This window comes from Paenibacillus sp. strain BS8-2, assembly GCF_054483835.1.
Genome location: NZ_CM137010.1, coordinates 5253136 through 5278075 on the forward strand (window position 1 = coordinate 5253136; position 24940 = coordinate 5278075).

At 48.5% G+C, this 24940-nt stretch carries 22 protein-coding genes and 3 tRNA genes; 14 read left to right on the forward strand and 11 right to left on the reverse strand.

Translation table 11 applies throughout. The features are described from left to right. Position 1: 1 nt before the first annotated feature. The 3 genes from ACX1C1_RS23000 to ACX1C1_RS23010 form a co-directional block, all read right to left on the reverse strand. Entirely contained in the window at positions 2-730 is a 729-nt protein-coding gene (locus tag ACX1C1_RS23000) for a DUF6081 family protein (RefSeq protein WP_458954458.1), read from the reverse strand. Positions 731-803: 73 nt separating this feature from the next. Then, positions 804-1718, reverse strand: coding sequence for a UbiA family prenyltransferase (locus ACX1C1_RS23005; protein WP_458954459.1), 915 nt, complete (start codon positions 1716-1718; stop codon positions 804-806). 31 nt (positions 1719-1749) lie between these two features. Then, positions 1750-2502 carry a DUF1836 domain-containing protein gene (locus ACX1C1_RS23010; RefSeq protein WP_458954460.1) on the reverse strand — a complete coding sequence of 251 codons (753 nt, stop codon included), beginning with the start codon at positions 2500-2502 and terminating at the stop codon, positions 1750-1752. A 260-nt stretch (positions 2503-2762) separates the two neighbouring features. Here ACX1C1_RS23010 and ACX1C1_RS23015 point away from each other — a divergent pair, with 260 nt between their 5' ends. Next, positions 2763-4082, forward strand: coding sequence for a hemolysin family protein (locus ACX1C1_RS23015; RefSeq protein ID WP_458954461.1), 1320 nt, complete (start codon positions 2763-2765; stop codon positions 4080-4082). Between the two features lie 46 nt (positions 4083-4128). On the opposite strand, the gene ACX1C1_RS23020 is transcribed toward ACX1C1_RS23015, so the two are convergent. Then, a complete protein-coding gene (locus ACX1C1_RS23020; RefSeq protein WP_458954462.1) occupies positions 4129-4641 on the reverse strand; it encodes a pyridoxamine 5'-phosphate oxidase family protein in 513 nt (170 codons plus the stop codon). Between the two features lie 106 nt (positions 4642-4747). On the opposite strand from ACX1C1_RS23020, the gene pdxR reads away from it, so the two are divergent. The 3 genes from pdxR (at position 4748) to ACX1C1_RS23035 (ending at position 7033) form a co-directional block, all read left to right on the forward strand. Further along, positions 4748-6202, forward strand: a complete 1455-nt coding sequence (gene pdxR, locus ACX1C1_RS23025; RefSeq protein ID WP_458954463.1) for a MocR-like pyridoxine biosynthesis transcription factor PdxR — start codon at positions 4748-4750, stop codon at positions 6200-6202. Positions 6203-6325: 123 nt separating this feature from the next. Continuing rightward, positions 6326-6401: transfer RNA gene (locus ACX1C1_RS23030), tRNA-Thr, on the forward strand. Positions 6402-6817: 416 nt separating this feature from the next. Next, complete coding sequence (locus ACX1C1_RS23035; protein ID WP_458954464.1) at positions 6818-7033, forward strand: DUF2536 family protein; 216 nt, start codon at positions 6818-6820, stop codon at positions 7031-7033. Positions 7034-7046: 13 nt separating this feature from the next. Here ACX1C1_RS23035 and ACX1C1_RS23040 read toward each other — a convergent pair whose 3' ends face one another. After that, positions 7047-7898 carry a helix-turn-helix domain-containing protein gene (locus ACX1C1_RS23040; protein ID WP_458954465.1) on the reverse strand — a complete coding sequence of 284 codons (852 nt, stop codon included), beginning with the start codon at positions 7896-7898 and terminating at the stop codon, positions 7047-7049. A 146-nt stretch (positions 7899-8044) separates the two neighbouring features. On the opposite strand from ACX1C1_RS23040, the gene ACX1C1_RS23045 reads away from it, so the two are divergent. The 4 genes from ACX1C1_RS23045 to ACX1C1_RS23060 all read left to right on the forward strand — a co-directional run bounded on the left by ACX1C1_RS23045 (position 8045) and on the right by ACX1C1_RS23060 (position 12840). Next, positions 8045-9160 carry a glycoside hydrolase family 88 protein gene (locus ACX1C1_RS23045; protein WP_458957771.1) on the forward strand — a complete coding sequence of 372 codons (1116 nt, stop codon included), beginning with the start codon at positions 8045-8047 and terminating at the stop codon, positions 9158-9160. A 201-nt stretch (positions 9161-9361) separates the two neighbouring features. After that, positions 9362-10690, forward strand: a complete 1329-nt coding sequence (locus ACX1C1_RS23050) for a spore germination protein (RefSeq protein ID WP_458954466.1) — start codon at positions 9362-9364, stop codon at positions 10688-10690. Then, positions 10683-11777 carry a GerAB/ArcD/ProY family transporter gene (locus ACX1C1_RS23055; RefSeq protein ID WP_458954467.1) on the forward strand — a complete coding sequence of 365 codons (1095 nt, stop codon included), beginning with the start codon at positions 10683-10685 and terminating at the stop codon, positions 11775-11777. Before ACX1C1_RS23050 ends, ACX1C1_RS23055 begins: the two co-directional genes overlap by 8 nt. After that, positions 11761-12840 carry a Ger(x)C family spore germination protein gene (locus tag ACX1C1_RS23060; RefSeq protein WP_458954468.1) on the forward strand — a complete coding sequence of 360 codons (1080 nt, stop codon included), beginning with the start codon at positions 11761-11763 and terminating at the stop codon, positions 12838-12840. Before ACX1C1_RS23055 ends, ACX1C1_RS23060 begins: the two co-directional genes overlap by 17 nt. A gap of 15 nt (positions 12841-12855) precedes the next feature. On the opposite strand, the gene spoIIP is transcribed toward ACX1C1_RS23060, so the two are convergent. Together spoIIP and ACX1C1_RS23070 are read right to left on the reverse strand one after the other, a co-directional pair. Beyond that, on the reverse strand, positions 12856-13926 hold the full coding sequence (gene spoIIP, locus ACX1C1_RS23065) for a stage II sporulation protein P (protein ID WP_458954469.1): 1071 nt from the start codon (positions 13924-13926) through the stop codon (positions 12856-12858). 394 nt (positions 13927-14320) lie between these two features. After that, positions 14321-16795 (reverse strand): adenosylcobalamin-dependent ribonucleoside-diphosphate reductase, encoded by a 2475-nt coding sequence (locus ACX1C1_RS23070; protein ID WP_458954470.1) that lies wholly within the window; start codon positions 16793-16795, stop codon positions 14321-14323. A 207-nt stretch (positions 16796-17002) separates the two neighbouring features. On the opposite strand from ACX1C1_RS23070, the gene ACX1C1_RS23075 reads away from it, so the two are divergent. From ACX1C1_RS23075 to ACX1C1_RS23085, 3 genes are all read left to right on the forward strand, one after another. Further along, complete coding sequence (locus ACX1C1_RS23075; RefSeq protein WP_458954471.1) at positions 17003-18823, forward strand: DEAD/DEAH box helicase; 1821 nt, start codon at positions 17003-17005, stop codon at positions 18821-18823. Continuing rightward, positions 18820-19770: a YqhG family protein gene (locus ACX1C1_RS23080; RefSeq protein WP_458954472.1), complete on the forward strand. Its 951-nt coding sequence runs from the start codon at positions 18820-18822 to the stop codon at positions 19768-19770. Before ACX1C1_RS23075 ends, ACX1C1_RS23080 begins: the two co-directional genes overlap by 4 nt. A gap of 121 nt (positions 19771-19891) precedes the next feature. After that, positions 19892-20821 carry a hypothetical protein gene (locus ACX1C1_RS23085; protein ID WP_458954473.1) on the forward strand — a complete coding sequence of 310 codons (930 nt, stop codon included), beginning with the start codon at positions 19892-19894 and terminating at the stop codon, positions 20819-20821. Here the strand turns inward: ACX1C1_RS23085 and ACX1C1_RS23090 are convergent. Beyond that, positions 20812-21012: a YqzE family protein gene (locus tag ACX1C1_RS23090; protein ID WP_458954474.1), complete on the reverse strand. Its 201-nt coding sequence runs from the start codon at positions 21010-21012 to the stop codon at positions 20812-20814. The two genes, ACX1C1_RS23085 and ACX1C1_RS23090, sit on opposite strands and share 10 nt — an antisense overlap. Positions 21013-21156: 144 nt before the next feature. Between ACX1C1_RS23090 and ACX1C1_RS23095 the strand changes: the two genes are divergently transcribed. Continuing rightward, positions 21157-21918, forward strand: a complete 762-nt coding sequence (locus ACX1C1_RS23095; RefSeq protein WP_458954475.1) for an N-acetylmuramoyl-L-alanine amidase — start codon at positions 21157-21159, stop codon at positions 21916-21918. Here ACX1C1_RS23095 and ACX1C1_RS23100 read toward each other — a convergent pair. Continuing rightward, positions 21883-22755, reverse strand: a complete 873-nt coding sequence (locus ACX1C1_RS23100) for a divergent polysaccharide deacetylase family protein (protein ID WP_458954476.1) — start codon at positions 22753-22755, stop codon at positions 21883-21885. The two genes, ACX1C1_RS23095 and ACX1C1_RS23100, sit on opposite strands and share 36 nt — an antisense overlap. A 196-nt stretch (positions 22756-22951) precedes the next feature. On the opposite strand from ACX1C1_RS23100, the gene ACX1C1_RS23105 reads away from it, so the two are divergent. Beyond that, positions 22952-23038, forward strand: a tRNA-Leu gene (locus ACX1C1_RS23105). Positions 23039-23096: 58 nt separating this feature from the next. Here ACX1C1_RS23105 and ACX1C1_RS23110 read toward each other — a convergent pair. Further along, positions 23097-23726: a GyrI-like domain-containing protein gene (locus ACX1C1_RS23110; protein ID WP_458954477.1), complete on the reverse strand. Its 630-nt coding sequence runs from the start codon at positions 23724-23726 to the stop codon at positions 23097-23099. 219 nt (positions 23727-23945) lie between these two features. Here ACX1C1_RS23110 and ACX1C1_RS23115 point away from each other — a divergent pair. Then, a tRNA-Leu gene (locus ACX1C1_RS23115) sits at positions 23946-24032 on the forward strand. A 64-nt stretch (positions 24033-24096) separates the two neighbouring features. Here the strand turns inward: ACX1C1_RS23115 and ACX1C1_RS23120 are convergent. Next, positions 24097-24699 (reverse strand): YdeI/OmpD-associated family protein, encoded by a 603-nt coding sequence (locus tag ACX1C1_RS23120; RefSeq protein WP_458954478.1) that lies wholly within the window; start codon positions 24697-24699, stop codon positions 24097-24099. Between the last annotated feature and the right edge of the window lie 241 nt (positions 24700-24940).

A 24940-nucleotide genomic window follows, 5' to 3' on the forward strand; every position in this document is an offset into this window, starting at 1 on the left:
ACTATTCGCTCGTTTCGATCGTGATCGGCGACCATTCGGCGATAACTGTCTGACCGTGTGCAGATACGCTGCCCTCCGGCGTCAAGTCCTTCTCGGTCATGATACCAAGCGCAACAAGGAATTGGTTGAACTTGACAGGTACATGACTCTCCCGCCGTACTTCAGTGCCGTTGACGTAGAAAACAACTTCGTCCGCGTTTCGGTTATACGTAATCTTGTACGTATTAAACTCCCGAGGCGCAAAATCCTTGTTTTCTTTGAAAATACAAAAATATTTGGTTCCTTCCGTATCCGGCACCTTGACGCCTGGGAACGGAAGCACCGCATAAACACTAGCATATTGATCGTTGCCGACAAAAAAATCCAGCGCCCCGCCAGTCGTGAAGTCAAGCAGATTTAGTGAAACAAAACCATCATAGAGATCGCCTGGTGTTGTATCCTTCGTGCGCGCACGGATTTTCAGTTCAAAGCTGATCTCGCCATTCTCCGGCACTTGAACCGGCTCTGCCGAATAATACATATGTTTGGCATTGTCGAGAATTTGCACCTTGTCGTTCGATCGGCTAATCGCAGCGCGCACATACAGAATGCCGTCACGTACAATCACCACTGCCTCCGGCTCCCGATATGGCCAGAATGTGCCATCCTGAAGCGGGAATCCGCCCGTCCGCCATACTTCTCCATCATTCAATATCGTGTGAAAATCGCCAAGCACTTTGGTTGTTCCCATATTCGTATGCCTTCTTTCATCGCGTAAATTTTTTTGCGTACATTTGTATGTTTGAATCGGGTTGTTATTGATGTTACTGCAATGCTCCTTGCAGGATCAAAGCCAGGATCAGAACGCCGCCGCATCGCATCGTCGCTTGCATGGATGCGCCCATCAGCGGCAAATAAGCTGCAGACTTATTATGTGCGCCAAGTCTGCCATATACGAGATACAAGGGAATGGCAGTTAATAATGCCAGGAGCGCGTACAGCGGCAAGGCACCTGCTATTACGCATACAATCAGCGAAACATAAGCAAGCACGAGCAGGAATCGTGAAAATTGTAACGCACGTTTCTCGCCCCAGACCACCACCAGCGTCCGTTTGCCAGCTTGTCGATCCGCTTCCCAGTGCAGGAAGTGATGGTTAAACAATATCAGTGTTGTCAGAATGCCGATTGGCAGCGATAGCAGGAGTGCGCGATAATCCAGATGGGAAGTCTGCACATAATATGCGCCTGTTACCGGCAGTACCCCGAACGCGAGCAGAATCGCGAACTCGCTGTAGCCCTTGCCCCGATATCCGAACTTAATCGGTGGTGCGACGTAGAAATAGGCGATGAACGCTCCGGCTAGTCCAAGCACGAGGACCGGCCAGCCGCTCATGAAGCTTAATGCGATACCGCATGCCGCAGCAACAAGGAACAGCGCCCAGGTCACTGTTCGAAACTTGCCGATACTCCAAGCTCCCCCCGTTAGAAATCCGGAGTTTGTAGAGATGGCACCTTCGGTCTCCTTCGCCGCCGCATCCGTACCGTTGTAGTAATCCCACAAATCATTGATCATATTAGAAAACAGATGCGCCGCACCCGCGCCTACTAATGTTAACAGAAACAGGACGATATCGAACTGCTCCGTCCACACATATGCCCCTGCCGCGCCTAACGCCACAGGAATAAGCATAACAGGCAGCACCCTGAATCTGGAGGCTTTCATAAATGGTTTAAACATCGATGTCTTCATCCTCTCAAATCATGTTAGCTTATAATTCCAGGAATAAGGTAGCCTCGCTGTATCTTCGCGCTACCGCTTGGCAGTATGCCGTATGAACAGAAATGGCGGCTACAAGCAAGACATTGCGCAGCGCTTCTCGTTCAAGCTCCGTTCCAAGCGCAAGCTGCGATGCCGTCTTGTCCGCCTTGATCCGAACAACCTCTTCCAAAGGTCCCCCGCTTCTGGCTCCCATTCGTCCTAATGTCTTGATCTCTTCATACAGCTCAGCGTAACAAGCATACAGTGCAATCGGACTGATAATCGGTTTGCCGGTTGTCTTAAACGAACGACCGTTGCTCTCGACAGGTTTGCCGAATAGAATGGTGAATAAACTGCGCAGCGAATCGAAGTCTAAACTGGACTTCAGGTCATCTATCATATATAAAAGGGCCGCTTGTCCCGGCGAATATTTTTTGCCTGCTTGCGGGCACACAAAAAAGGACTTGAAGTCGCGTTTGACCCAATTCTGCATGGAAGTCGCGGATGGACTTGCGAATTCGATTAATTGTCCGAGTTCAGCTATTTCGTGAAGGGAGAGTCCCTTACGCCCTGCACTTTTCATTAGCTTCATCGCAATAGGTGGAAGCGGCTCAGACAATACAAGATGCTCTCCTGAGCGCTTTGTTTGACAACGCGCAGCCCAAGCACGCTGCATGATATCGGACAGCCTGTCCGCCTCTTCGTACTCGAGTGCCAGGAGCAAATGACCGGCTTCGGCACGCGTAAGCGAGAAATGTTGCATGCATTCCCCTCCTTCTATTCCCGATTGGAGTTCATATGAACTCATCTTACGGCTGTGAAACGACCTTGTAAAGGTTAGAAAATCAACGAGAATGGTATTTTCAGCATAGATAATCGGCCAAAATGAACGCATAAGGCGAAATACGTCCCTTTCGCAAGTTGTCAGCGGGAGTCATGATTCGTTATAGTAATTCATAAGTAAATAGAACAATAGATTGATGCCCCAAAAAAAATAAAAGACAAGGGTAGTGAGACACGAGAATGGATAGTGATATAGGACTTAATTTATTCATGATTGCTTTACTTATCTTCTTGACCGCGTTCTTCGTGGCGACCGAGTTCGCCATCGTAAAGGTACGTTCAAGCCGAATTGATCAGCTGGTGCTGGAAGGAAGGAAAAATGCGCTTGCCGTTCAGAAAGTAACGAGCAATCTGGATGCCTACTTATCCGCCTGTCAGTTGGGGATTACGATTACAGCCCTGGGCCTTGGTTTCCTTGGCGAACCGACAGTAGAGAAAATTTTATTACCCTTATTTGAAGGCGCTGATTTAAGCGAAACTGTAAGCCATGCACTTTCTATTGGTATCGCCTTTATCGTCATCACTTTTATTCATGTCGTTGTCGGCGAGCTTGCGCCGAAATCGTGGGCCATCCAGAAGGCTGAGTTCCTCACCTTCCTGACAGCCAAGCCGATTATCTTCTTCTACAGATTAATGTTCCCATTCATTTGGCTGCTCAACGGCTCCGCTAATGCGCTTGTACGTATGTTCGGACTTAAGCCGATGAAGGAGCATGAGGAAGCACACACCGAAGAAGAAATCCAGATCATCTTGAACGAAAGTTATCAAAGCGGCATGATCAACAACACAGAATACGGATATGTCAGCCGTATCTTCGCTTTCGACGAGCTGCTCGCCAAAGAAATTATGGTGCCTCGTACGGATATGATCTGCTTATACACAAACAATAGCCTGGCGGACAATCTCGCGATTATCCGAAAGGAACAATATACCAGATTCCCTGTTGCGCTAGAGAGCAAAGATAACATTGTGGGCATGATTAATACGAAGCAATTGTTCCTCTCCTACGAAGAAAACAAAGCATTCGAGTTCAAGAAGCTCGTTCATCCGGTACTTAGTGTATCTGAAGTAACACCTGTTAAGATGCTTCTCAAACGTATGCAGCAGGAACGTGTTCATATCGCCATTCTGGTGGACGAATACGGCGGAACTTCAGGTCTGATAACGATCGAAGATATCCTTGAAGAAATTGTCGGTGAAATTCGCGATGAATTTGATGCCGACGAACGGAAAGAAATTGAGCAGTTGGCGGACAATTGTTACCTGCTTGACGGCAAAGTACTGCTGGACGAACTTGAGGCGCTGGCAGGCAAACACTTTGACGAAGAAGACGTTGATACGATCGGCGGCTGGTTGTACAGCAAGCTGCATGATCCTAAGCCGGGCAAAGAATACATGCACGAAAATCTGAAGTTTATTATTCGCGAAACAAGCAAAAACCGGATCCGCAAAATCGAAATGCAAATCGAGCAAGCGGAGCTGGAAGGCGAGTCGGCCTAACAAACAAAGGGCAGTTTTCGGTTATTAAACCGGAAACTGCCCTTCTTTATGCCATAGATATCGCCTGCTCATTTTCTTTGGCCGTCAACTGACTAATGATTAGCTTGAACACAGCCGTCTTGCTCCCCATGGAAGACACATATCGTTCAACATGTGTGCTCGAGAGCCGCTCCTGATAATAACCTGGCGCATATTTATCGAGCATCGCCTGCATCGCTTCTGTCGCCTCCTGCAGCCCTGATACGAGCTCAATCCGGCCGAATGCCATCACGCTCATATACGCCGTATCCGTCTTGGCCGGAACGGGATGCGGTATTGTCCCTAATGACTCGCTAATCGTCACACAAGCCTCTGCATGACGGCTAATGATCGCCATCTTGCGCCCTTCGGTCGCTCCGTGAAAATATAAGCAGCCATCCAGCCATACATAGTTCAGCGGCACCACATATGGCGCCCCTCCATCAGATAGACCCAAATAACCGGTCTCCCCCTGTTTGATGAACTGCTCAATCTTATTCTGATCTGTACACAATCGTTTCTGTAATCGTACCGCAAACATGGCGATCTCCCCTTTTCAATGGAATATTAAATATGTTAAGGTCACTATAATCGTTTGTTGTCATGGCGAAAAGTGACAGAAATATATTTTATCAGGGGGACAGTTGATGATTATATCCATTACTCCGCAATTCGATAAGGGATCAGGTACGCCGTTATACACTCAGCTCTATCGTTATATCCGCGAAAGCATAGAGAGCGGCAAGCTCCCGAGCGGCGCCAAATTGCCCGCTATTCGCTCCCTTGCCCAGCATCTAGCCCTTAGCAAGAATACCGTTGAAGCCGCCTATAGCCAATTGCTCGCCGAAGGGTACGTGGATAGCCGAGAGCGCGGCGGTTACCTTATTCAGCCGATTGAACAGCTATGGGGCGCTACGGCGGGGAAAATAACCAAGTCGGCATGTTTACCAATAGTCGGATCCAATGAGCAAGTTGCGCCAAACAGTCACCACTACCCCTCACCTGATTACGTGTTCCGATACGGGGATATCGCATTTGACCGCTTCCCACTCGACCTATGGAAGTCCTGTCTAGCTGGTGCAATCAATGAAACAGCCCCTGATTCTCCATACGATATCCTCGGTTATGGCGACCGGCTTGGACATCTTGGACTGCGGGAGGAGCTGGCCGATTACGTCTATCAAGCTCGTGGTATTACGTGTTCCGCCGATCAAATCTTTATTACCGCTGGTACCCAATACGCGATTTCCTTACTGCTGCAAGTCATGGATTTGCGCCAATTGCCCTTTGCAATGGAGGAACCTGGCTATCATGGCGTAAGAGCGGTTCTGCAAAACATGGATTGCCTGATAAAGAACATCCCGGTTGCTGCCGACGGCATCGACATAAACATGCTTGAAGAATCCGATGCGGCGATCGCCTATGTCACCCCATCGCATCAATTCCCGCTTGGGATGGTTATGTCCATTGAGAAGCGCCTTCGTCTGCTCCAGTGGGCGGCAGCTCATGCAGCGCTTGTTATCGAGGATGATTACGACAGCGAATTCCGCTACGGCAGCCGCCCTATCCCGTCGTTGAAAGCATTGGATGGTGACGATCGCGTGATCTATCTAGGCACATTATCCAAAGCTTTTCTTCCTAGCGTGCGTCTAAGCTACGTCATCATGCCACGCAGCTTTATCCCCTTGATGCAGGATAAACTGGCTTCCTATAGCTGCTCGGTCTCACCATTGATTCAGCAGGCCGTATGGATCTTTATGAAGCAAGGGCACTATGGCCGCCATATCAGGCGGATGAAGCGCGTTTATCATGCCAGATACAAGGCGCTTATCGATTCCATCCAGTTGTTGATGGGGGATCAGGTACATATCGTGGGGGACAGCTCAGGCATGCATATCTTATTACGCGTACCTGGACGAAGCTCGGAAGAGCTGATCCACCTCGCACAGCTGAACGGCTGCCTTCTCTTTCCGGCAATCAAACATTGGAACGAACCTGACGAAGCAGCCAGACAATACCTTATGCTTGGGTTCGGTGCGATGGATGAGAAACGGATCGTGGAGGGTGTTCGCAAGCTTGCGGAAACGTGGTTTCCTGCCTAACGAAACCACGCTTTTCGCCAGATATTATCTGAATATTATAACTTCAAAAAATCGCTTGCATTGAAAATCAATATTGTGCAATAATATGTCTTGTGCCAAGCATGAAGCAATAATTGAAAATGTGCCGTTGTAGCTCAACTGGTAGAGCAACTGACTTGTAATCAGTAGGTTGGGGGTTCAAGTCCTCTCGACGGCACCATCTTTTCCCTGGGACATATTACAGCTTGGTAGAGCACCTTACGACCAATTTCAATCATACATTTATTTAAAACCTTGTACATTTAATGTGGAAGGTTTTTTTGTGCTATCTAGTGATATCAAAAAAGCCAACCGGGTTCGGCTGGCTTTGGTCTCGATGGATGATTCTATTGATCTGCATCATCCCATTTTTTTGAATAGGCTTTTTTGGTCACCCATAAAGTAACCCATGTGACTAGCGCGATAATAATTACAGAAAAGATCCATACAGAAGCAGGCACGTTGCCCAAGAGCCAACCCTCCCTTCTCATCCACCCTATCGTATCATAATTTGAATTGTGTTGGATACCGAATGACGATCGGTTAGAATAGAGTTCTACAACCGTTCACATTTCAACAAACAAGGAGGACATTGCATTGGATTTCAAGCTGGATCTATTGGATACCAAAATCGAATTCTACGAAGCAAAGGATCTAAACACGCTGGAGACGCTTATTGAGCAAGCAATCGATATTAACAAAGCGCTTATGCTCGATGTGCATGCCGTTTCTCACCAGGTGATCTTCAATCCTCGGACGGAGAAGCCGCACTATAGCGCTGTCGTTCACTTCAAGCTCAAGCGCAAAAGCTAAACCTGTGCAGTCTCTATAACTTAAGTCTGTACTGGTGTGGCGATGTCCCCATCATTCGCTTAAACAGTTGGATGAAATACGATACATTCGGCAGTCCTACTCGCTCTCCGACTTGCTCGACCGACATTTGCGAAGAGCGGAGCAAGGAGCATGCCTGCTGGATCCGACGCGCGGCCAAATAACCAGTAATACTGCTCCCTGTTTCTTGTCTGAATAGTCTTGAAACATATGAGCCGTTCAGATGCATTTCGGCCGCAAGTTTGTCTAATTCGAAGGGCTCGTCGTAATGTTGTTCTACCCATGCCATAATCCGATCGGCATGTCTGATCGGCTGCAGCTGCCCTTTATCTTCTACAGGTGTCACACGTTGGATGACGGATAACAGCTGAAGCAGGAATAATGCCGCATGTTCATCGCTCCCTCCGTTTCCTGCATTCCGACTATCCTGGAAGCCATCCACCGCCGCCTCCACTTCATCCCGGTACTTAAGCAAATCTAATCTTTGCTCAAACAGACCTTTTCTCATCCTTAGAAGCCGATCCTTCATTAAAGGGAAGGCTCCCAAAAAACTGTCCATCACAGCTGGCTCGAAATGAAATACACTTCGTTCGTATGGCTGGCCGTGCCTAATATCAAAGTTTAACCTGTGCAATTGGTTAGGCAGGAAGTAGAACAGCATCCCAGCCTGCAGCTCATATGATTTCTGATTGACGATCACTTGCCCGTTCCCCTGATGCACATAAAGCATCTCGAACCCCCAATGCCAATGATAATAACCATCGAATGGCTGCTCTGTTAACGTCCGATGTGACCACAGATATGATTTGTTTTGCGGATTCAATGCCAGGTAGAACGAATCCTTCATCTCTTCCCTCCGTTATGTACACGCTGTTATGTCAATTGAACAACATTTTCATTCATTGTACAACAACTTCCCGTCCTTGTCAGAAGCTATAATGAGAGCAGATACCCACATATGACAAGGATGAACAGGGAGGCTTGGCGTAAATGATGGACGCAAATGATAAACAAAAAATAATGCTTCGTATCACAGACAAAGTCGAAGCGATGATCGGGCAAATAGGAAGCAAATCCCCTCATGTCGCGAATGAAGACGGGATCTATGACGATATGCGTCACAGCTGGTGGACATCCGGCTTCTGGCCGGGGTTATTATGGCTCATGCATGACGTAACGGGCAAAGAGAGCTTTAAGGATGCCGCTTGGAACTGGGATGCACAGCTGGAACTTTGTTTCAAAGAACTCCCGATTGGGCTTCATCATGACGTAGGCTTTCAATTCCTGCCTACGGCAGTATTTAAATACGAGCGGACAGGCGATCAAGAAGGCTTACGGATTGGTTTGGCCGCAGCGCAATATCTGGCAGGCCGCTTCAATGTCGAAGGCGGATTCATTCGCGCATGGAATGTAGAACAGGCGGTCGGCTGGGCGATTGTAGACTGCATGATGAATATCCCTCTCTTGTTCTGGGCTAGCCGCACAACCGGCGATCCTCGTTTCAAACATATCGCGATTCGGCATGCGGATACATTCCTGAAACACGCCATTCGAGAGGACGGCTCTGTCTGCCATATTTTATCGTTCGATGCAGAAACGGGCGAGTTTATCGAGGCGTTAGGCGGACAAGGCTTGTCCAGCACATCGTCTTGGAGCCGCGGTAATGCTTGGGCATTATATGGGCTCTCGATCGCCTACCGCTGTACAGGAGAGGAACGATATTTGATGGCGGCGAAACGTGTCGCTCATTACTTTATTGCCTCTTTGCCGGATGATCATGTACCCCACTGGGACTTCCGTGTTGACAATATCGAGCAAGAGCCTCGCGATACGTCAGCAGGTGCAATTGCCGCTTCTGGATTACTCGAGCTTGCGGATTTGGTGCCCGCTGTCGAACAGCGCATCTATGCTGCGGCTGCGGAGCGCATCCTGTATGCATTAAGCGAAAACTATGCAAATTGGGATATACCGGAGCGTGAGGCAATTCTCCGCGAAGGTACCGGTCATAAACCTGCCAATGTGAATGTGAACGTATCGCTAATCTATGGCGACTATTATTTTGCAGAGGCCTTTGCGAAGCTTAACGGCTGGAAGAATCGGATCTTCTAGCGTGTGATGGTATTTGCATATACATTCTTATAATCGAACAAAAACCGACCGTCCAAGCACCACTGGACCGGTCGGTTTTCTTCTTTTCGGTCATGATAATCTTAGGAACATGTTATCACCGTTATTTTATGTTATGACAGTATGACCGTCCTGCATCAATGGAAATAATGGAAGAAAACCGAACGTGAGGTGCCTCTACTGATGAATCTGCGAAATTTAAAGCAAAAAATAGGCATGAACGTAGATATGCGGCATCAATACTTGACCTTTGCCGATCTGGAGATAGAGATCCTTGGACTTTCGTCCCTCCTCGACTTTACCGCCACACTTACCCATATTCAGAATCAAGTTCATCATGATCGCAGGATGGATCTCGATATGAACACCATCATGACTAACTTAGGTAACATCGAGCATGAACCAACCGAAGAAAAGCTGTTTTCGTCGATTCTGCGCGGAGATCTCATCTTAAAATTCGTGCTAGCAGAAACGATCGTCATACTAACCCCGGTCAACCGAGTATTGTCACGGAGTATCGAAACACCTTTGACCGAAAACGTGCTGCGCGGTCCATCCAGCGCTTACACCGAGGATATGGATACCAATATCGGACTAACGCGGAGACAGCTTGCTTCTGAGCATCTCCAGGTCAACTCCTTCCTGCTGGGCACCACGCAACAGAAGCGGCTCATCTTGATGTGCTGCGGCGATGTGGTTGATCGGAGTTTGTTAGACAACGTCATGGCGATGATCGAACAGAACAAAACGATGGATATCCGTAATTTGCAGGAGCTGTCTCTAGCGCTTGGCTTCTCCAAATGGTCTCTCATCACGAAATTTAATACATCCGAGCTGCCTCAAGAAGCGGAGACAGCGCTGCGCAAAGGAAAAGTCGTATTATTTCTCGATCGTATGCCGTTTGCCATCATTCTGCCGAGCTTGATCTGGGACATGTTTGCCATAGAGAATGACCGTAGTTTTCCAGTAATCTTTATGTACCTGATTCGTGTCTTGCGTATCATCGGTGTTTTAATCAACATCCTCATTCCTGGCTTATATGTTGCACTTGTCTCAGTTAATCCCGATGTGCTGCGCATAGAATTAGCTTTGTCCATCGCCAAGAGTCGACTCGATGTTCCATACCCGTCTCTCGTAGAGACGTTGCTGCTGCTGGTCATATTAGAGCTTATTCTCGAAGCCAGTATACGACTGCCCAAAAGTATCGGTCCGACACTTACCATGGTAGGCGCCATAATCCTCGGACAAGCTGTAGTCAGCGCGAAGCTGGTCAGCAATTTGTTGATTATCATCCTTGCCGCGACGACGATTGCGGCGTCAGTTGTTGTTGGATTCCACAACTCGATCACGATTCGGATGTTCAAATATTTGCTCGTCGTGCTGTCTGCCATTTATGGCGTTATCGGCTTGCTTGCAGGTTTATTTCTTATATGCGCCTATATGGCGAGTATCTCTTCATTTGGCATCCCTTACGTCCATTTGATGAAACCGAGGAGTGAGCAGAATGGTTAAGTCGGGTCAAGTCGCCGTCTTATATGTACTGATTCATATTGGCGTTATCTTCTTTTTGTATCCGAGCAACCTTCTTGTGGCGATGGAAAGCGGACACTGGATTGCTGTCTTCGCTTGTTTTATCCTCCATATCGCTGTCGTATGGAGCTATATGTGGGGACTCGGGCGCTTCGAGAAAAGCAATGTCATTGATATCTTTATGAGGTGGAGCAAATGGGCAACCCTACTCATTATGACGCCCGTTTTCTTGTACTTGATTGTTGTTGCTATCATTTCTACACGGGCCTATAGCGAAATTATCTCGTTAATGTTTCTGTCCAGCACACCGCTCTGGGCAATTATGATTCTAATCCTTGTCGTCTCGACTTATCTTGCCATACAAGGTATTGGTGCGATATTCCGAACAGGCGTACTGTTGCTTCTCTTATGCGTGCCCCCACTGCTGTTTGTCCTTGTATCATCGTTCCAGCATGTTGATTGGCATTATCTAGTGCCTCTCTACGACAATACCGCATTTAGCTGGTCATTCCTGTTTAATCGCCAGTTCCTTATGAGTTTAATTGTATCGGGCGGCTGCTTCCTATTTCTTGGTTTCATTCAGCCAACGATCACCTTTGACCAGCGCAAAATTCGATACGCCAGTTTACTGTTGTTTCCTTTGATGTTAATCGCCGTATATGTGCCACTATTAACGTTCGGACATAGCTCAGCCTCCACCTTCCTCTTCCCTTTTATTATGGTGACGGACATCGTAGAGGTGAATTGGCTAATGTTCGAGCGAGCCTCTCTGTTCTTTACGCTTAGCATGATTGCTTTAATATTGCTCTATCTATCTGTGATCTTATGGAACGCTATCTATATGGTGCAGCGAATGATGAAAGTTAGCTCACTGATCATAGCAGCCGTCCTTTGTCTCCTTGTATATATCGCATGCTCGTATATTACGGATTGGGATCATCTGCAGCAGTTATTGTGGTGGAATACGCTGCTGAGACTCTATATCATGCTGGTCATTCCCGCCGGCACGCTTGTGCTAGGGATCCTTCATCACCGGAAGGGGGGCATCCGGCATGCGTCAAATGAATAACAAACGTATACTGATTGCTTTCCTTGTGATCGTGCTTACCATGCCAATCGGAGGCTGCTGGGACAATAAGGACATCAATCATCGCTCATTGCCAATCGTTATGGGGATAGCCAAGAACGGTGACCAATATCAAGTCATCCTGCAAGTGCCCGAGCCTAGCAATACAAACGCCAGCCTGCGTGTCATCAAAGGTCAAGGCTCTACGATAAGCGCAGTGGTCGATCAGATCAGCACCAATATGGAGAGTCAGATCGATCTGCTGCATCTCAAACTCATTCTATTCGAGGATAAATTCGCTCAAGAAGGACTTGGCGATGCGGTCGAATCGTTTATGCGCTCACACGATATTTCCAGTAAGGTGATGGTTGCGATCTGCGATGAACCTCTCGAATCGTTCTTCCATAACATTGACTCATATACCCAAAACAACGGCACCGTTCTACTCAGCTTCTTCGAGAAAGAAGCTGGCTGGAATCCCCAAGTCGCCAGTACCCATATTTGGGAAATCTATAGAAGCATGCGATCGTTTACACATGATATCGCGATGCCCATTGTACACTCAGGAACCGGAACAGTCATCAAGAGCAACGGCTCCGCCATTATTCGCAACGGCCGAATGGTAGGCAAACTCACGAAAGGAGAAACACTGCTCGTAAGTGCCTTCTCCGGCAGCAGTGCAATGGGCAAAATCGAAGTGATGGAAAACGTAACCGTCGAAATTATTTGCAGTATCAACTTCCATCATCATCGCATACGGGACGGAATTCCGTATCTCCAATCAAAGATTCGATTAAGAGTAACGCTGCTCGAGACCAAAGGCAATCCAAGTCCGCAGCTAATCAAGGAAGAAGTGGACAAGCTGCTCCGGGCAAGGTACGACCGCGTCATGAGAAAGATGAAGGCAGCAGGTGCCGATATCATGGCCGCCGGTCAATACTTCCGCGGAGACCTGGATCGTGACCAGCTTCAACGATGGCGTCAAGATTATTTGCCCAAGCTAGAGTACGAAGTTGAAGTCAATACGGTCATCCAGAATACGGGATTGCTGCGCGGAGACTCCTAGCGGACCAGTGGATATCTAAACTACCAGCTCTTTCATTACCGCAGCAAGCGCGTCGGCTGTACGATAACTTTCTTCGAGCGTATTGTCGACGCCACCCATCTCGATCACGAGGCTGCCAGGCGAAAGCGATTGGTTATACTCCGCATTGCCCGTCCCAGGCCCCTTGGACAAAACGCCACGAGATATGCCGGGATACTTTGCGTTTAACGCCTCATGAAGCTTAAGCGCAAATGCTTTGTTTTCTTTCCAATTTGGATTTCGTTCACCAATAACAAATAATATTTTGGCATAAGCCTTGCCGTTGATCTCGATTGTTGTCTTATTCCGTTTCTGCGAGTCACGATGAATGTCAAAGAGATACGTCAATTCTTTATGATCCTTTAAGGCCTCAACGACCGTCTGTTTCGAATATTTGTAGGAATAGGCATAGTTGAATTTCGTAACCGTAGTGGGGTAATCCGTCGTTTGGTGGATGGAAGGCAGACCAAGCTTCTCCAAGCTAGCAGCGAGCCGCTTGCCGACTTGTGTGACATTAACCGTCTTGGAGCTGGCATCCTTGGCTCCTGCTTTGAGCTCGGGGTAATAGGATTCGCGGTTATGTGTATGATAGATGAGGAAAGTTGGGGCTGCGCTTGCAACCTGAACAGGTTTATCGACTTTTTGCGTATTCGCAGCTTGTGCCGGCTGCTCAGTTGTTGCTTTGACAGGGACGGTTGCCTCCGTCGAAGTCGTTGATTGCGTATCTTTGTCTGTAAGCGGCTTGTCCGTTGCGATGTTCTGATCGTCAGCAGCAGCCAACAAGATATCTGTCGAATTGATGACGCTTGTCGAAGATAAACCGTATAGATGATTGAGCTTGTCCCATGACGGAAGAGCTTGCAGACCGCCGAGAGCCGCCAGCTCTGTCTTAGCAGCAGCATGCAGAAACCAGTTGTCAGACGGCGACGGGATCTCTTCGACTGCCGCATATGTAGTCGGTTGAGTGTTGGCGGCCAGCCCCCATCCCACGCTGACTATCGTCGAAAACAAACAAATAACAGAAAAAAAAGTGCCGGACACGAGCCATTCGCGCAGCTTGTACATCATCGTAACAACCCCCAGTTCACTCTAGCGTTGTTACTACTATATGTCACAGTACAAATCGCTAGAATCCAGAGTGGGAGTTTTTATCTTTCTCATATTTCTATCATTTGGAGAGGTTTTTTTGTGATTAACGAAATAAAGAAACCCGACGTTTTGAAAAAACGCTGGGTTTCTCTATGCTCTGAGGTATAGCCAACCCCAATATGATATGGGGGCTGAACCCTTCCATCTAAATAGACATAATCAATGTCCACCGAATAAACATCTGCTCAAGAAAGTACTATAGCCTGTATGAAAAATATTGGATTAACAATCAATCCCAGGTTGCAGAGAGCTTTTGGTCTGATTTGGTATAGGGACATGTGTCTGATATTCTGACTCACCGCGTTCCCCACACTCAATTACACTTACTAAATCCGCAAATCGAACATTGTTTGCAGCCTTCGAGATTGACAAGGGCAGCAGAGCCGCAGGATGGACATAGATCCAGCGAGGCATGTGAATCGTCCGGCTGTGCATCAAGCTGCTCGATTTCACCGTTGATATGTGTATCGAGTGCTTTTGCAACGGCATCGGCAATCGATTCTACGCGATTGGAGCCGAATCCGATTGCGCCAGTCCCGCCGATCCCCTGCAGATGCTTGATAAGAAGCTTGGCCTTGTCCCCATGATCGCCGTAACGGAGGAAGAGCGAGCACACCCTGCCAAGCGCTTCTGCCATCGCGAACACATCAGAGCCAGCCTTACCTACATTCAGGAAAATTTCCGCCGGTAATCCACCTAAGTCATTAATCGTAATATAAGCCATGCCGAACGGCGTGTTGATCTTATAGGTGGCTCCGCGCAGCACGGCTGGGCGACGTTTGTACGATTTGTCTGATTCTACACGATCGGCTTTTATCGCTTTATCCGTCGCTGCATCCGTGCCCGTCGCCGATTCCTCCCCTAAATCCTTCTTGCTTGCCGACAACACCTGCACGTCTCGACTACCGTCACGGTAGATAGTGACTCCTTTGCATCCCAGCTCGTAGGCTAGCTCATACAACCGTTTCGTTTCTTCGATTGTGAAGTCTGCCGGACAGTTTGCCGTCTTGGAGATGGAGCTGTCCACCCAACGCTGAATAGCGGCTTGTATTCGGATATGATCCTCTGCAGACAGGCTCATCGCCGTTACGAAATAATCGGGAAGTTCGCTGCCCGGGTTGTGATCCTGCCACTCTTGCGCGATCGGCACAAGCTGCTTGTCGTACCCCAGCCTGCTTTGACGATAATATTCGAAGGCGAAATACGGTTCGATCCCTGTAGAAGTTCCGACCATCGTTCCTGTACTTCCCGTCGGGGCCTGAGTCAGCACCGTAACATTGCGCATCCCTTGTTTGCGAATCGCATCCGCCACCTCAGGAAACGCTGAAACAAGCTCCTTCATGAAGCCGCTTTGCAAATAAAGCTCCGTATCAAAGGCCGGAAAGGAGCCTTTTTCGGCTGCCAGTCGCGAGGAAGCCAAATACGCTTCCTTCGCAATGTAACCGAACAGCCGATCCACGAATCCAATCGACGCTTCGCTGCCATACCGGATACCGAGCTTTATCATTAGCTCCGCCAGCCCCATTGTCCCAAGACCAATACGCCGCTCTAACTTTTGGTTTCGTTCATTTTCCTCAAAGTGGTACGGCGTTGCATCAATGACATTGTCCAGGAATCGAACAGCGGAGCGTATCACCTCTCCTAGCTCCTCCCAGTTCACATCATGACTTGCGTCATCGTAAAATTTGGACAAATTGATTGCGGACAAGTTACAGACGCCCCAGTCAGGCAACCCTTGCTCGCCACATGGATTGGTTGACGTGATCGGGTTGAAGTACCAGCTGTTGGATTGTTTATTGTACCGTTCCATAAATACGACGCCAGGCTCCGCCGATCTCCACGCCGATTCGATAATCGTGTGCCAGATATCGCGGGCAGGAAGTCGTCGGTAGGTTTTGACCTCCTTGCCCAGACTCCGCCACTTCGCCAAATCCCCATCCCATAACTCGTCGTAACCTTCCGCTTTCGTATCCGGGAACACGAGCTCCCAGTCCAGATCCCGTTTCACCGCATCCATAAAATCGTCGCTGACGCATATCGATAAATTGGCGTTCGACACTTCACCCATGTTTTCTTTGACCTTAATAAACTCCATGAGGTCGGGATGCCAATCATTCAACATCAGCATAAGCGCGCCTCGTCGCGATCCACCTTGCTCAATCAGCCCTGTCGTATAACTGAACAAGCCTCCCCAAGAGACGGCACCGCTAGAAGACCCATTCACACCGGCGACTATGGCTCGCCGAGGTCGAAGCGTCGACAAATTCATCCCGACGCCGCCCCCACGAGCCATAATTTCCGTCATATCCGCAAGTGTGTGGATAATGCCGCCGCGACTGTCCTTGGGCGATGGCACGACATAGCAATTAAATAACGTCAGCTCATCACTTGCGCCGGCTCCTGCCATAATCCTGCCGCCCGGAACAAGTTTCCAGTCGTCCAGCATCACTCGGAAGCGCCCCACCCACTCCGAACGTTTCGCGGGCAAGGATTCGGCAGATGCAATCGACTCTGCTAGCCGCTCCCACATCTCGGCAGGCGTCCGTTCCAGAGGTAAAATGATCTTTTCGACTGTTGATGTCATCACATCGCCGCTTAGTAAGCGGATCACAACATTTTGCCCGTCGCGCTGAATCACTTCGCCTACTTCCTTAGAAGGAAATTTGGGATCATCCTTCACAAGGACAAGTACGGTGTCCCCTGCTTTACACGATTGGCCGTCCGGACATTTTCTCGCATAACGATCTAAGAAGATTTTTTCACTCAGTCCATCAAGTTTCTTGGCCATCTGATATCCTCTCCCTTGCCGCGGATTTGAACGAGATATCCTTACCTAGCTTGTACCCAACAACGTGTTCACTATATATAGTATTTGTTTTTCATTTTAACACACAATATATAGTCATTCACTACATTTTCCAGCTTCTCTTATGATTATGGGCCAACTAGGTCATACTAATGACAAACTTTCTATTTCGAAGAAGAGGAGCTTCCTATGACCGATCAAATATCGTCATCATTCAAACCTTCAGCGGCAGGAGCGACGGCCAGCGGCGAGGGCACTGCAACACGGAAACTGCACCCGTTGGTCGATCTGCAATTTGACCGTTCCTGGTTCGAAGAGCTCCAGCACCGCGTATCCCGAGGCGGACAGTGGGATGACTGGACGTTGTACCAACTCGCAATGGAAGCCGAACAAGCGAAACGCGTCGAAAGCTTCGAAGAGTTGCAATGTCTGCGTACGCTGCCAGACTTTGAGCCGCTGCCTCATCAGATCGGAACGGCTGGCAAAGTGCTCCATGAGATGGGCGGGCGGGCAATTCTCGCGGATGAGGTTGGCCTCGGCAAAACAATTGAGGCTGGACTCGTCCTCAAAGAATATATGGTCCGCGGACTCGTGAAACGGGCGCTCATCTTAGTTCCCGCTTCCTTAGTATTGCAATGGGTGCGGGAGCTCAATCAAAAATTCGGAATTTCCGCAGTCGCTCAGAAGAGAGAGCATACTTGGGGATACGATGTTGTGGTTGCTTCCATCGATACGGCCAAGCGCGAGCCCCATCGCGAGAAGGTGTTAGGCACCGATTACGATCTCATCATCATCGATGAGGCTCATAAGCTCAAAAACAAAAAAACGACGAACTATCAGTTCGCCAATCTTCTCCGCAAGAAGTATTGCCTGCTTCTAACCGCGACGCCTATCCAAAATGATCTGGATGAATTATATAACCTGATTACATTACTCAAGCCCGGTCAGCTAGGCGGTCAAAGCGAGTTTGCTGCCAACTTTGTCGTCGACAAACGATTGCCCAAAAACGAGGATCAGCTGCAAGAGGCGCTCTCTAGCGTTATGATTCGTAACCGGCGCGGCGACGGCGGCATCCATTTCACCAAACGTCATGTCAAAAATATCCCATTGTCGCTCTCCGAAGACGAGAAAGCTCTTTATGATGCCGTTACGGGCTTCGTCAAGGAACGATACAACGAAAGCGGCGGTGATCTGTCCAGTATGCTATCGCTTGTCACCTTGCAGCGCGAAGTATGCAGCAGCCGTGACGCTGTGTTCCTAACGTTAATTAACCTATTCAAGAAAACGGAAGAGGATTCTCCAGTGCGACCTAGAATTTGGGGGCTCGTCGAGAAGATCAAAGGAATCAAAGCCAATACGAAAGCGGAAAAAGCGATGGAGCTCGTCCAAGAGATGAATGAGAAGGTAATCATCTTCACAGAATATCGGGCAACGCAAGAGTATTTGCTGCAGTTCTTCCGATCCAAAGAGATGATCGCTGTCCCCTACAGAGGCGGCATGAATCGTGGCAAGAAGGACTGGATGATGGACCTGTTCCGTGGGCGCGCGCAAGTGATGATCGCAACGGAAGCCGGCGGTGAAGGCATCAATCTGCAGTTCTGCCGCAACATGATTAATTTTGACCTTCCCTGGAATCCGATGCGCGTCGAGCAGCGGATCGGCCGCGTGCATCGTCTTGGTCAGAAAGAGGATGTCCGAATCTATAATCTGTGTACACTAGGTACGATCGAAGAGCATATCGTCGGACTTCTCCACGAGAAGATCAACCTGTTCGAGCTTGTTATTGGCGAGCTGGATCATATCCTGGAGAAAATGGACGGCGGCGAAACTATTGAGAAGCGATTAGCGAAGGCGATGTTAGAAGCAACCGACGAGCAAGAGCTGAAGCAGCAGCTTGATCAGCTTGGCAGCTCCATCAGCCAGCTTCGTTCGGATCATGAGCCGACCAAGAGCCCTGATCTGCTTGTGAAGCTGGATCGGTTAGGTCAGAGCGTGGAGGTTAAACAGTGAACGAAAAGCAGATACACAAATTTGTAGGTCGGTTCCTGGACGCAACAGGCTGTTCGGTATTAGAGAAGTCGAATGCGCATTATATGGTTAAGCTCTCACCTGCGGCAGACCGCGAGCTGACGAACCGCCCCTATTATTGGAGCTTTGTCGACCGGATAGGTTCAGAACCCGAAACGATGACCTTCTTGTTTGTCACGGACAAACCCAAGTATGAGGCGATGATCGCCAAACCCGAGCCAACGTCAGCTGCCTCCACTGCTAGTGATCCCATGGCTTCTTCCGCAGACGCTGCACTAGCCCGATCATTTGGTTTCATTAATTCCAGCATCGCCGCACCGGCACGCGTACCACGCGAGGACCTATATTTCGGATCTCGCAAGCTGGATGTTTTGTTTGGGGCAACGCTAAGCAAGGGCAGCTATGTCTATCTATTTCAAGATCCGGACAAACGCGGAGGCAATCCTTATAGCTCCACCCCGTACACCGCATGGTTAGGCGTCAATTTGCGCGTTGAGCTGACATGTGATCGTAAGCGAGATGAAATTCATAGCTTCGGCGTATCGCTGGTTACCGGTCATATCGTAGAAGGTTTCCACGATCAGCTGCAATTGTTGAAGCTGACACCGCGGCTGCCTGCCAACATACACCTCGCGAGGAATGGGATCTCTTATAACAAAGCGCTGTCATTAATCGAGCAAGCATTGGAGCGCAAATTGAAGTCATATGATTACAGATGGGCCGAAGATGCTTCGGCAAGATTGCAAGAAGAGCTGCGTCGAATTAACTCCTACTATGAGCCGTTGATCGCAAATGCGTTGCCAGAGAATTTATCTGCCATTCAGGAACAATTCTCGCAGCGGCAAGCGGAGATTAAGTGGCAATATGAGCCTAGAGTGACGGCATCCGCCATTAACTGCGGCATTTTCCATCTGGAGGGCATTGATTGATACGGATCTGACGGGAATCGTTTCATTGCGGCAAAAGAAGCGGTTCCTCTCCCGATATTGAACGACAGGTTGCAACAGTCTTCTTCGAGCTTGTCCGCTACAATGAACAACAGAGGTGATAATGATGCGCAATAGCTGGAAAATCGCGACAGCGGCAACGATGCTTGCTGTTATGCTCAGTCTCTCGAGCGGAGCTTCCGCCCAAGAATTTACGCCCGCTTATACCGTGACGCACCAACCTGGCGAACAGGCAATAACGCTCAAAGAGCAAGCAAAAGTATGGATGGACGAGTTGTCTAGCTCCGGGGATGAAACATTTAAGGATTGGCGTGGCTCTTGGATTAGCACTGCGCCGCTTGGACCCGGAACGCACAGCTGGCTCGTATTGCTCAAGAAAAATCAGCTTATCGTAGGGTATATGGTCGTTTATGCGAAGGATGCAGGAGGTTTTATACTCGGTGAATACGGGATTGGCGAATATCCGCCATTCAGCAATCAGTCGCTTCAATTAACATTAGAGAAGTTAGGTTTGACGGGATCGTCAATGAAAGCAAGGAGGCTCTATGTACACCCCTTGCAAGCTGCATGGCAGGTTACGACGAACAATGCAACAACGGATATCGCCAGTAACAATGTTCATTATACAGATGCTTATTCCGGCGAGGAACTTCCTGTAGACTCCGAAGGCTGGAGCCGTTTACAAGGTAACGCAAAGAAGCATGGGCTGACTAACGCCCACGCTTCCGTCATTGCATCGTCTGCCATGTCCGCTTTCGATCCTTACGGTCGACTGCCATGGCTGACTTCAAGCCCTTATCCATTTTCTTCGAATCCCGCTGCAATCATGAAAGAAAACATTGGTAATGGCGCAGAGCTCCGATATGTCAGCGAAGCCTTCCAAGGTCGAATGTTGTATGTCTGGTCCGTATTGGGTTATACGACATGGTCCGATGGAGAGTTGTTTATTAGCTTATCAAGCGACGAGAATGCGGAGGTCCGAAGATATATTCCGGCCTCGTTGCTCCTCACGCTCGGACAGTTCTATCGTTGACGTCCAGCTCGGCCGCGCCACCATAACATTAGACTAAGCGGTCCCCACCCGAACCATTTCGTCAGCCATGGCTCCCTTACAGCCTTGGCTGACGTTTTGCTTTGCTTACGTGTCTCTGCCGGTGTTTCCATATAAGTGACGAATTGTTCCGTCATATATTTAACTAATTCGCTCCCGCCTTTAACAGCCATCCTGAACGCCTCCATATGATAAGTGTTGTTACTAACAGCATTCCCCGATCAAACTTATCGTAGTCATGAATGACTTTCCCTCCGAATAGCCACGCTAACGGAAGTAATGATAAAGATTAGGCACCTAGGAGGTTAGTGTCCGACATGTTTCGTATGATATTGTCAATTAGCTTGATGATGATTGTGTTTCATTGTGCTACACCATCCGTGAGTGCCAAGGGCTCGAGCGAGATAAATATCAACGAAAGCAGAGATTCAAGCAGTGATTCTCACACCAATCATCTCAATGGTCAAGGCGAACCAAGCGATCGATGGACGATGCCATCGACGACGGTCATTATCGATGTAGGTCATGGTGGCATCGACGGAGGCGCGCATCATGGCGATTTGCTTGAGAAGGATATCAACTTAGCGATAGCCCGCAAATTGTATGTCCTCTTACGGAGCCAAGGCATACCCGCCGTCATGAACCGAACAGAAGATTACGCATTAAGCGACGACAATCGCTGGCATCGCACGAGCTCAAGACATCGGCGCGACTTATCGCAACGCAAAGGATTGACTGAAGAGATTGGAAGCGAGCTGCTCGTAAGTCTTCATGTCAATTGGGCTCGTAATCGTGTGAAGCGTGGGCCTCTTGTCTTGCATCAGAGTACAGGCGAAAGCGCTCTGCTGGCCTTCTGCCTCCAAGATGCGCTCAATCGTCAGCAACAGTCCGAAGAGATGCCGCGCGAAGGACGGCCCTTCTATTTGCTCCGTGGTGTCGAGCAGCCCTCCGTTATCGTGGAGATGGGGTTCATCAGCAACGAAGACGATCGTACGATGTTAACGGATCCCCGGCGTCAACTCGAAATCGCTCAAGCCATTGCTTCAGGGATTCGGCAATACAAGTGGGTCGCCAATTAGCGCTCTGATCAAATCAGACGGCTTAACGATAGCTGCCTTCGATTGCAGTGCGGGTATGCTTTGTCGCAGAACTGATGCCGTCTTGGGCCCAGGCGGACCAACATGCCCGATCGTAATCGTATGTTCATGGGTAGCCATATGTTTGCGAATGACGCCTACCTGCTTCGAGATATGTTCTACTGTATAGACATCATCCAGAAATACATGGTTCTCCAATACAGGTACGCCTACCTCGTTCGCGATCTTTGAAACAACTGATTTGAATGTCGTCCTGCTGTCTAAGAAAAACAATCCATGCTCCTTGCACACAGTCAACACAACCCGCATAATCCGTTCATCGGCAGTAACCTTGGAGCCCATATGATTGTTCATTCCGATCGCGTGCGGCACCTCCGCGATCGCTTCTTCTACCTTTTGCCTGATTTCCGCATCGCTCAGATCTACCGTAATCGCTCCCGGACCAAGCCAGCTTCGTTTCCCTTGGTTCGGTTCCATCGGCATGTGGATCAGCACGTCGTGTCCCAGCTTGTACGCTGCTTCAGCATCTTGTTTGGTCGTCGGCATAAACGGCATGACGGCGACGGCGAATTTCACCGGAAGCTGCAGCATCTCTTCTGTCCCGTTCATGCCATTGCCGAAGTCGTCGATCACAATTGTCACCGTACGATGGGCAGGTTGTGTGGGTTGGCCCTCTCCTTCGGCAGACACACGCAATCCTGAGCAGCACAATAACAAAGCCATAATCGTAGTGACTCTTAACGCAGTATGAATCCATTTGCGATGCTCGTTAAATGGTTGATGCCGATTCTCTTTGCTATTGTACTTAATGGAATTCATTTCATTACATCCTCCTTGTTCACAACCTATCCGGTTTCCTAACATTACCTTTCCACGTATGAAGTGGATTTATGTACCAACAATCGAATTTGGAGGAGTATGGCCAAGAATTAATATGCTGAAAATTCAAACTTTATTGCACAGATTGACTTCCCCTCTCTGCCCGTGCTATTATAAATCTCGTCACTTCAGACATGCGGTCGTGGCGGAATTGGCAGACGCGCTAGATTCAGGTTCTAGTGGTGTAACAGCCGTGGAGGTTCGAGTCCTCTCGACCGCACCAATGTAAGAAACCCAAGCTCGGGAGCTTGGGTTTTTTCTTATTTTTAATCGGGTATACATTAGCTGCGAGACACTTGGTAACGCAGCACCGTTCTTAACTTTTCTGGCGCTGTCTTGCGGAAATCCGATATATATATTTCTTTATGTGTGTACGAAATTCGCTTCAGTTGATTTGCTTCACCAAATTGCTCCATTATAGCGAAGCTCTGAGGTTCATCGTCGTAAGGTCCGATATGCATCATCTGGATATTTAATCCCTCATGCAGCGCTTCAAATGTGACTTCTCCCACTTTGGAATGAGGATTCTTGTTGTATACTGCGTCAATGACTTCTCGCGCTACCTCAGCCGTCACGAAATCAGGCTGTCTCATCATAAGTGTATATACCAATTTGTCCTTATTCAGCACAGACTGTCCCCTTGCCTCTACTTCGAGATCCCAGATCCCTTCTAGCGGAAAGATTGTATAGTCATAATAACCTTGTGGCGCTACGCCTTTCTTCGGTGACATCTTGATCGCGTACGATAAAGAATACAAAGCGCTAATCGCTTCCTGAAATTCAGAGTCGTTGGGATTGCCTTTACCTCGAAGCATAAAGTATTGGTAGGGCTCGAGCTCAATAACCATAGGCTCTGGTTTGGGTATGTAAATCGATTTGTCCCGTTTCTTCCATTCGTATTTCTGTTCCATTCCGATATCCTCTCCGACCTCACTAGTATTCCCATCATTATAGAACACTTGTTCGATATTTGCAAGTTGTGACTAACTCTCATAATTTCCTTCATCCATTAGATCATAATGACTCATCAGGAAAATGATCACTTAGGCATGTGTTTACTTTAATTTAAAAATGCTTGACCACATTCTCAGTCCTATGATATATTATTTTCTGTTGACACAAGTTGACATGCGGTCGTGGCGGAATTGGCAGACGCGCTAGATTCAGGTTCTAGTGGTGTAACAGCCGTGGAGGTTCGAGTCCTCTCGACCGCACCAACCCTAAACGAACAGACTTGCCTAATGGCAAGTCTTTTTTATTTTTATAGATAAGCGTAAGGCTTTATTCTCCAGTTTCTTCGCTGTCGATTGTTTCATTGTCCAGCAGCCGACCATGATCATGCCAGTCGCCATACATCTTATTCTCTTTCGAATGGGCAAGCAGTTTGTCCAATCGTCTCTCGAACAATTCCGGCTGTTGTTTTTTGATGCTTTGGATGTTGTCGATGCGAACTCTACGGTACAAAGAAGGAAAAGCAGTGAAACATTGGTACGTTTCCTGATCCTCTTGCAGTCTCCTCAATATATCTTCATCAATTACGAAGGAATCGAAATTCATGTCAGGCAATACCATCCTGCCTTCCTCGCGCATCAGACCCAGCCTTTCGAGACGTCGAACGCGTTCTTTATTCAGTTCGGTCCAGTTGCTTTTTTTTCGCCGAGGGGATAATCGCTGGATCGTCTCGGTATCGGATATTTTTTTCTTGACTCCATCAATCCACCCAACGCACAAACATTCTTCTACCGCATCCAAATATAGGAGCGTGCCCGGCACCGGCTTCATGCTGACAGCAACCCAGCAGAATGCTTTTGTTCCCCCATTCTCCCTTAGCCATTCCCTTAGTGCTTCTCGCGTTCGGACGGGAATGTATTCTTCTATTTCCATTGAGACGCAATCTCCCTTCCGAGTACAACTTGTACAGAGTGGTTACTCATTTTTCCCCGTTCAATCCCGTTCATGTTGTTCACTAACCAAAGTTAAATCCTCCAATTCCCATTAGGAACTGGAGGATTTATTGATTACATCGAATCGATTAATCGAACAAATCGCCGAATACATCAAGCACCGTTTTTTTCTTTTTGTACGGCCGACCATACTTGTCATAACCGTATTTGTTATGCCCATG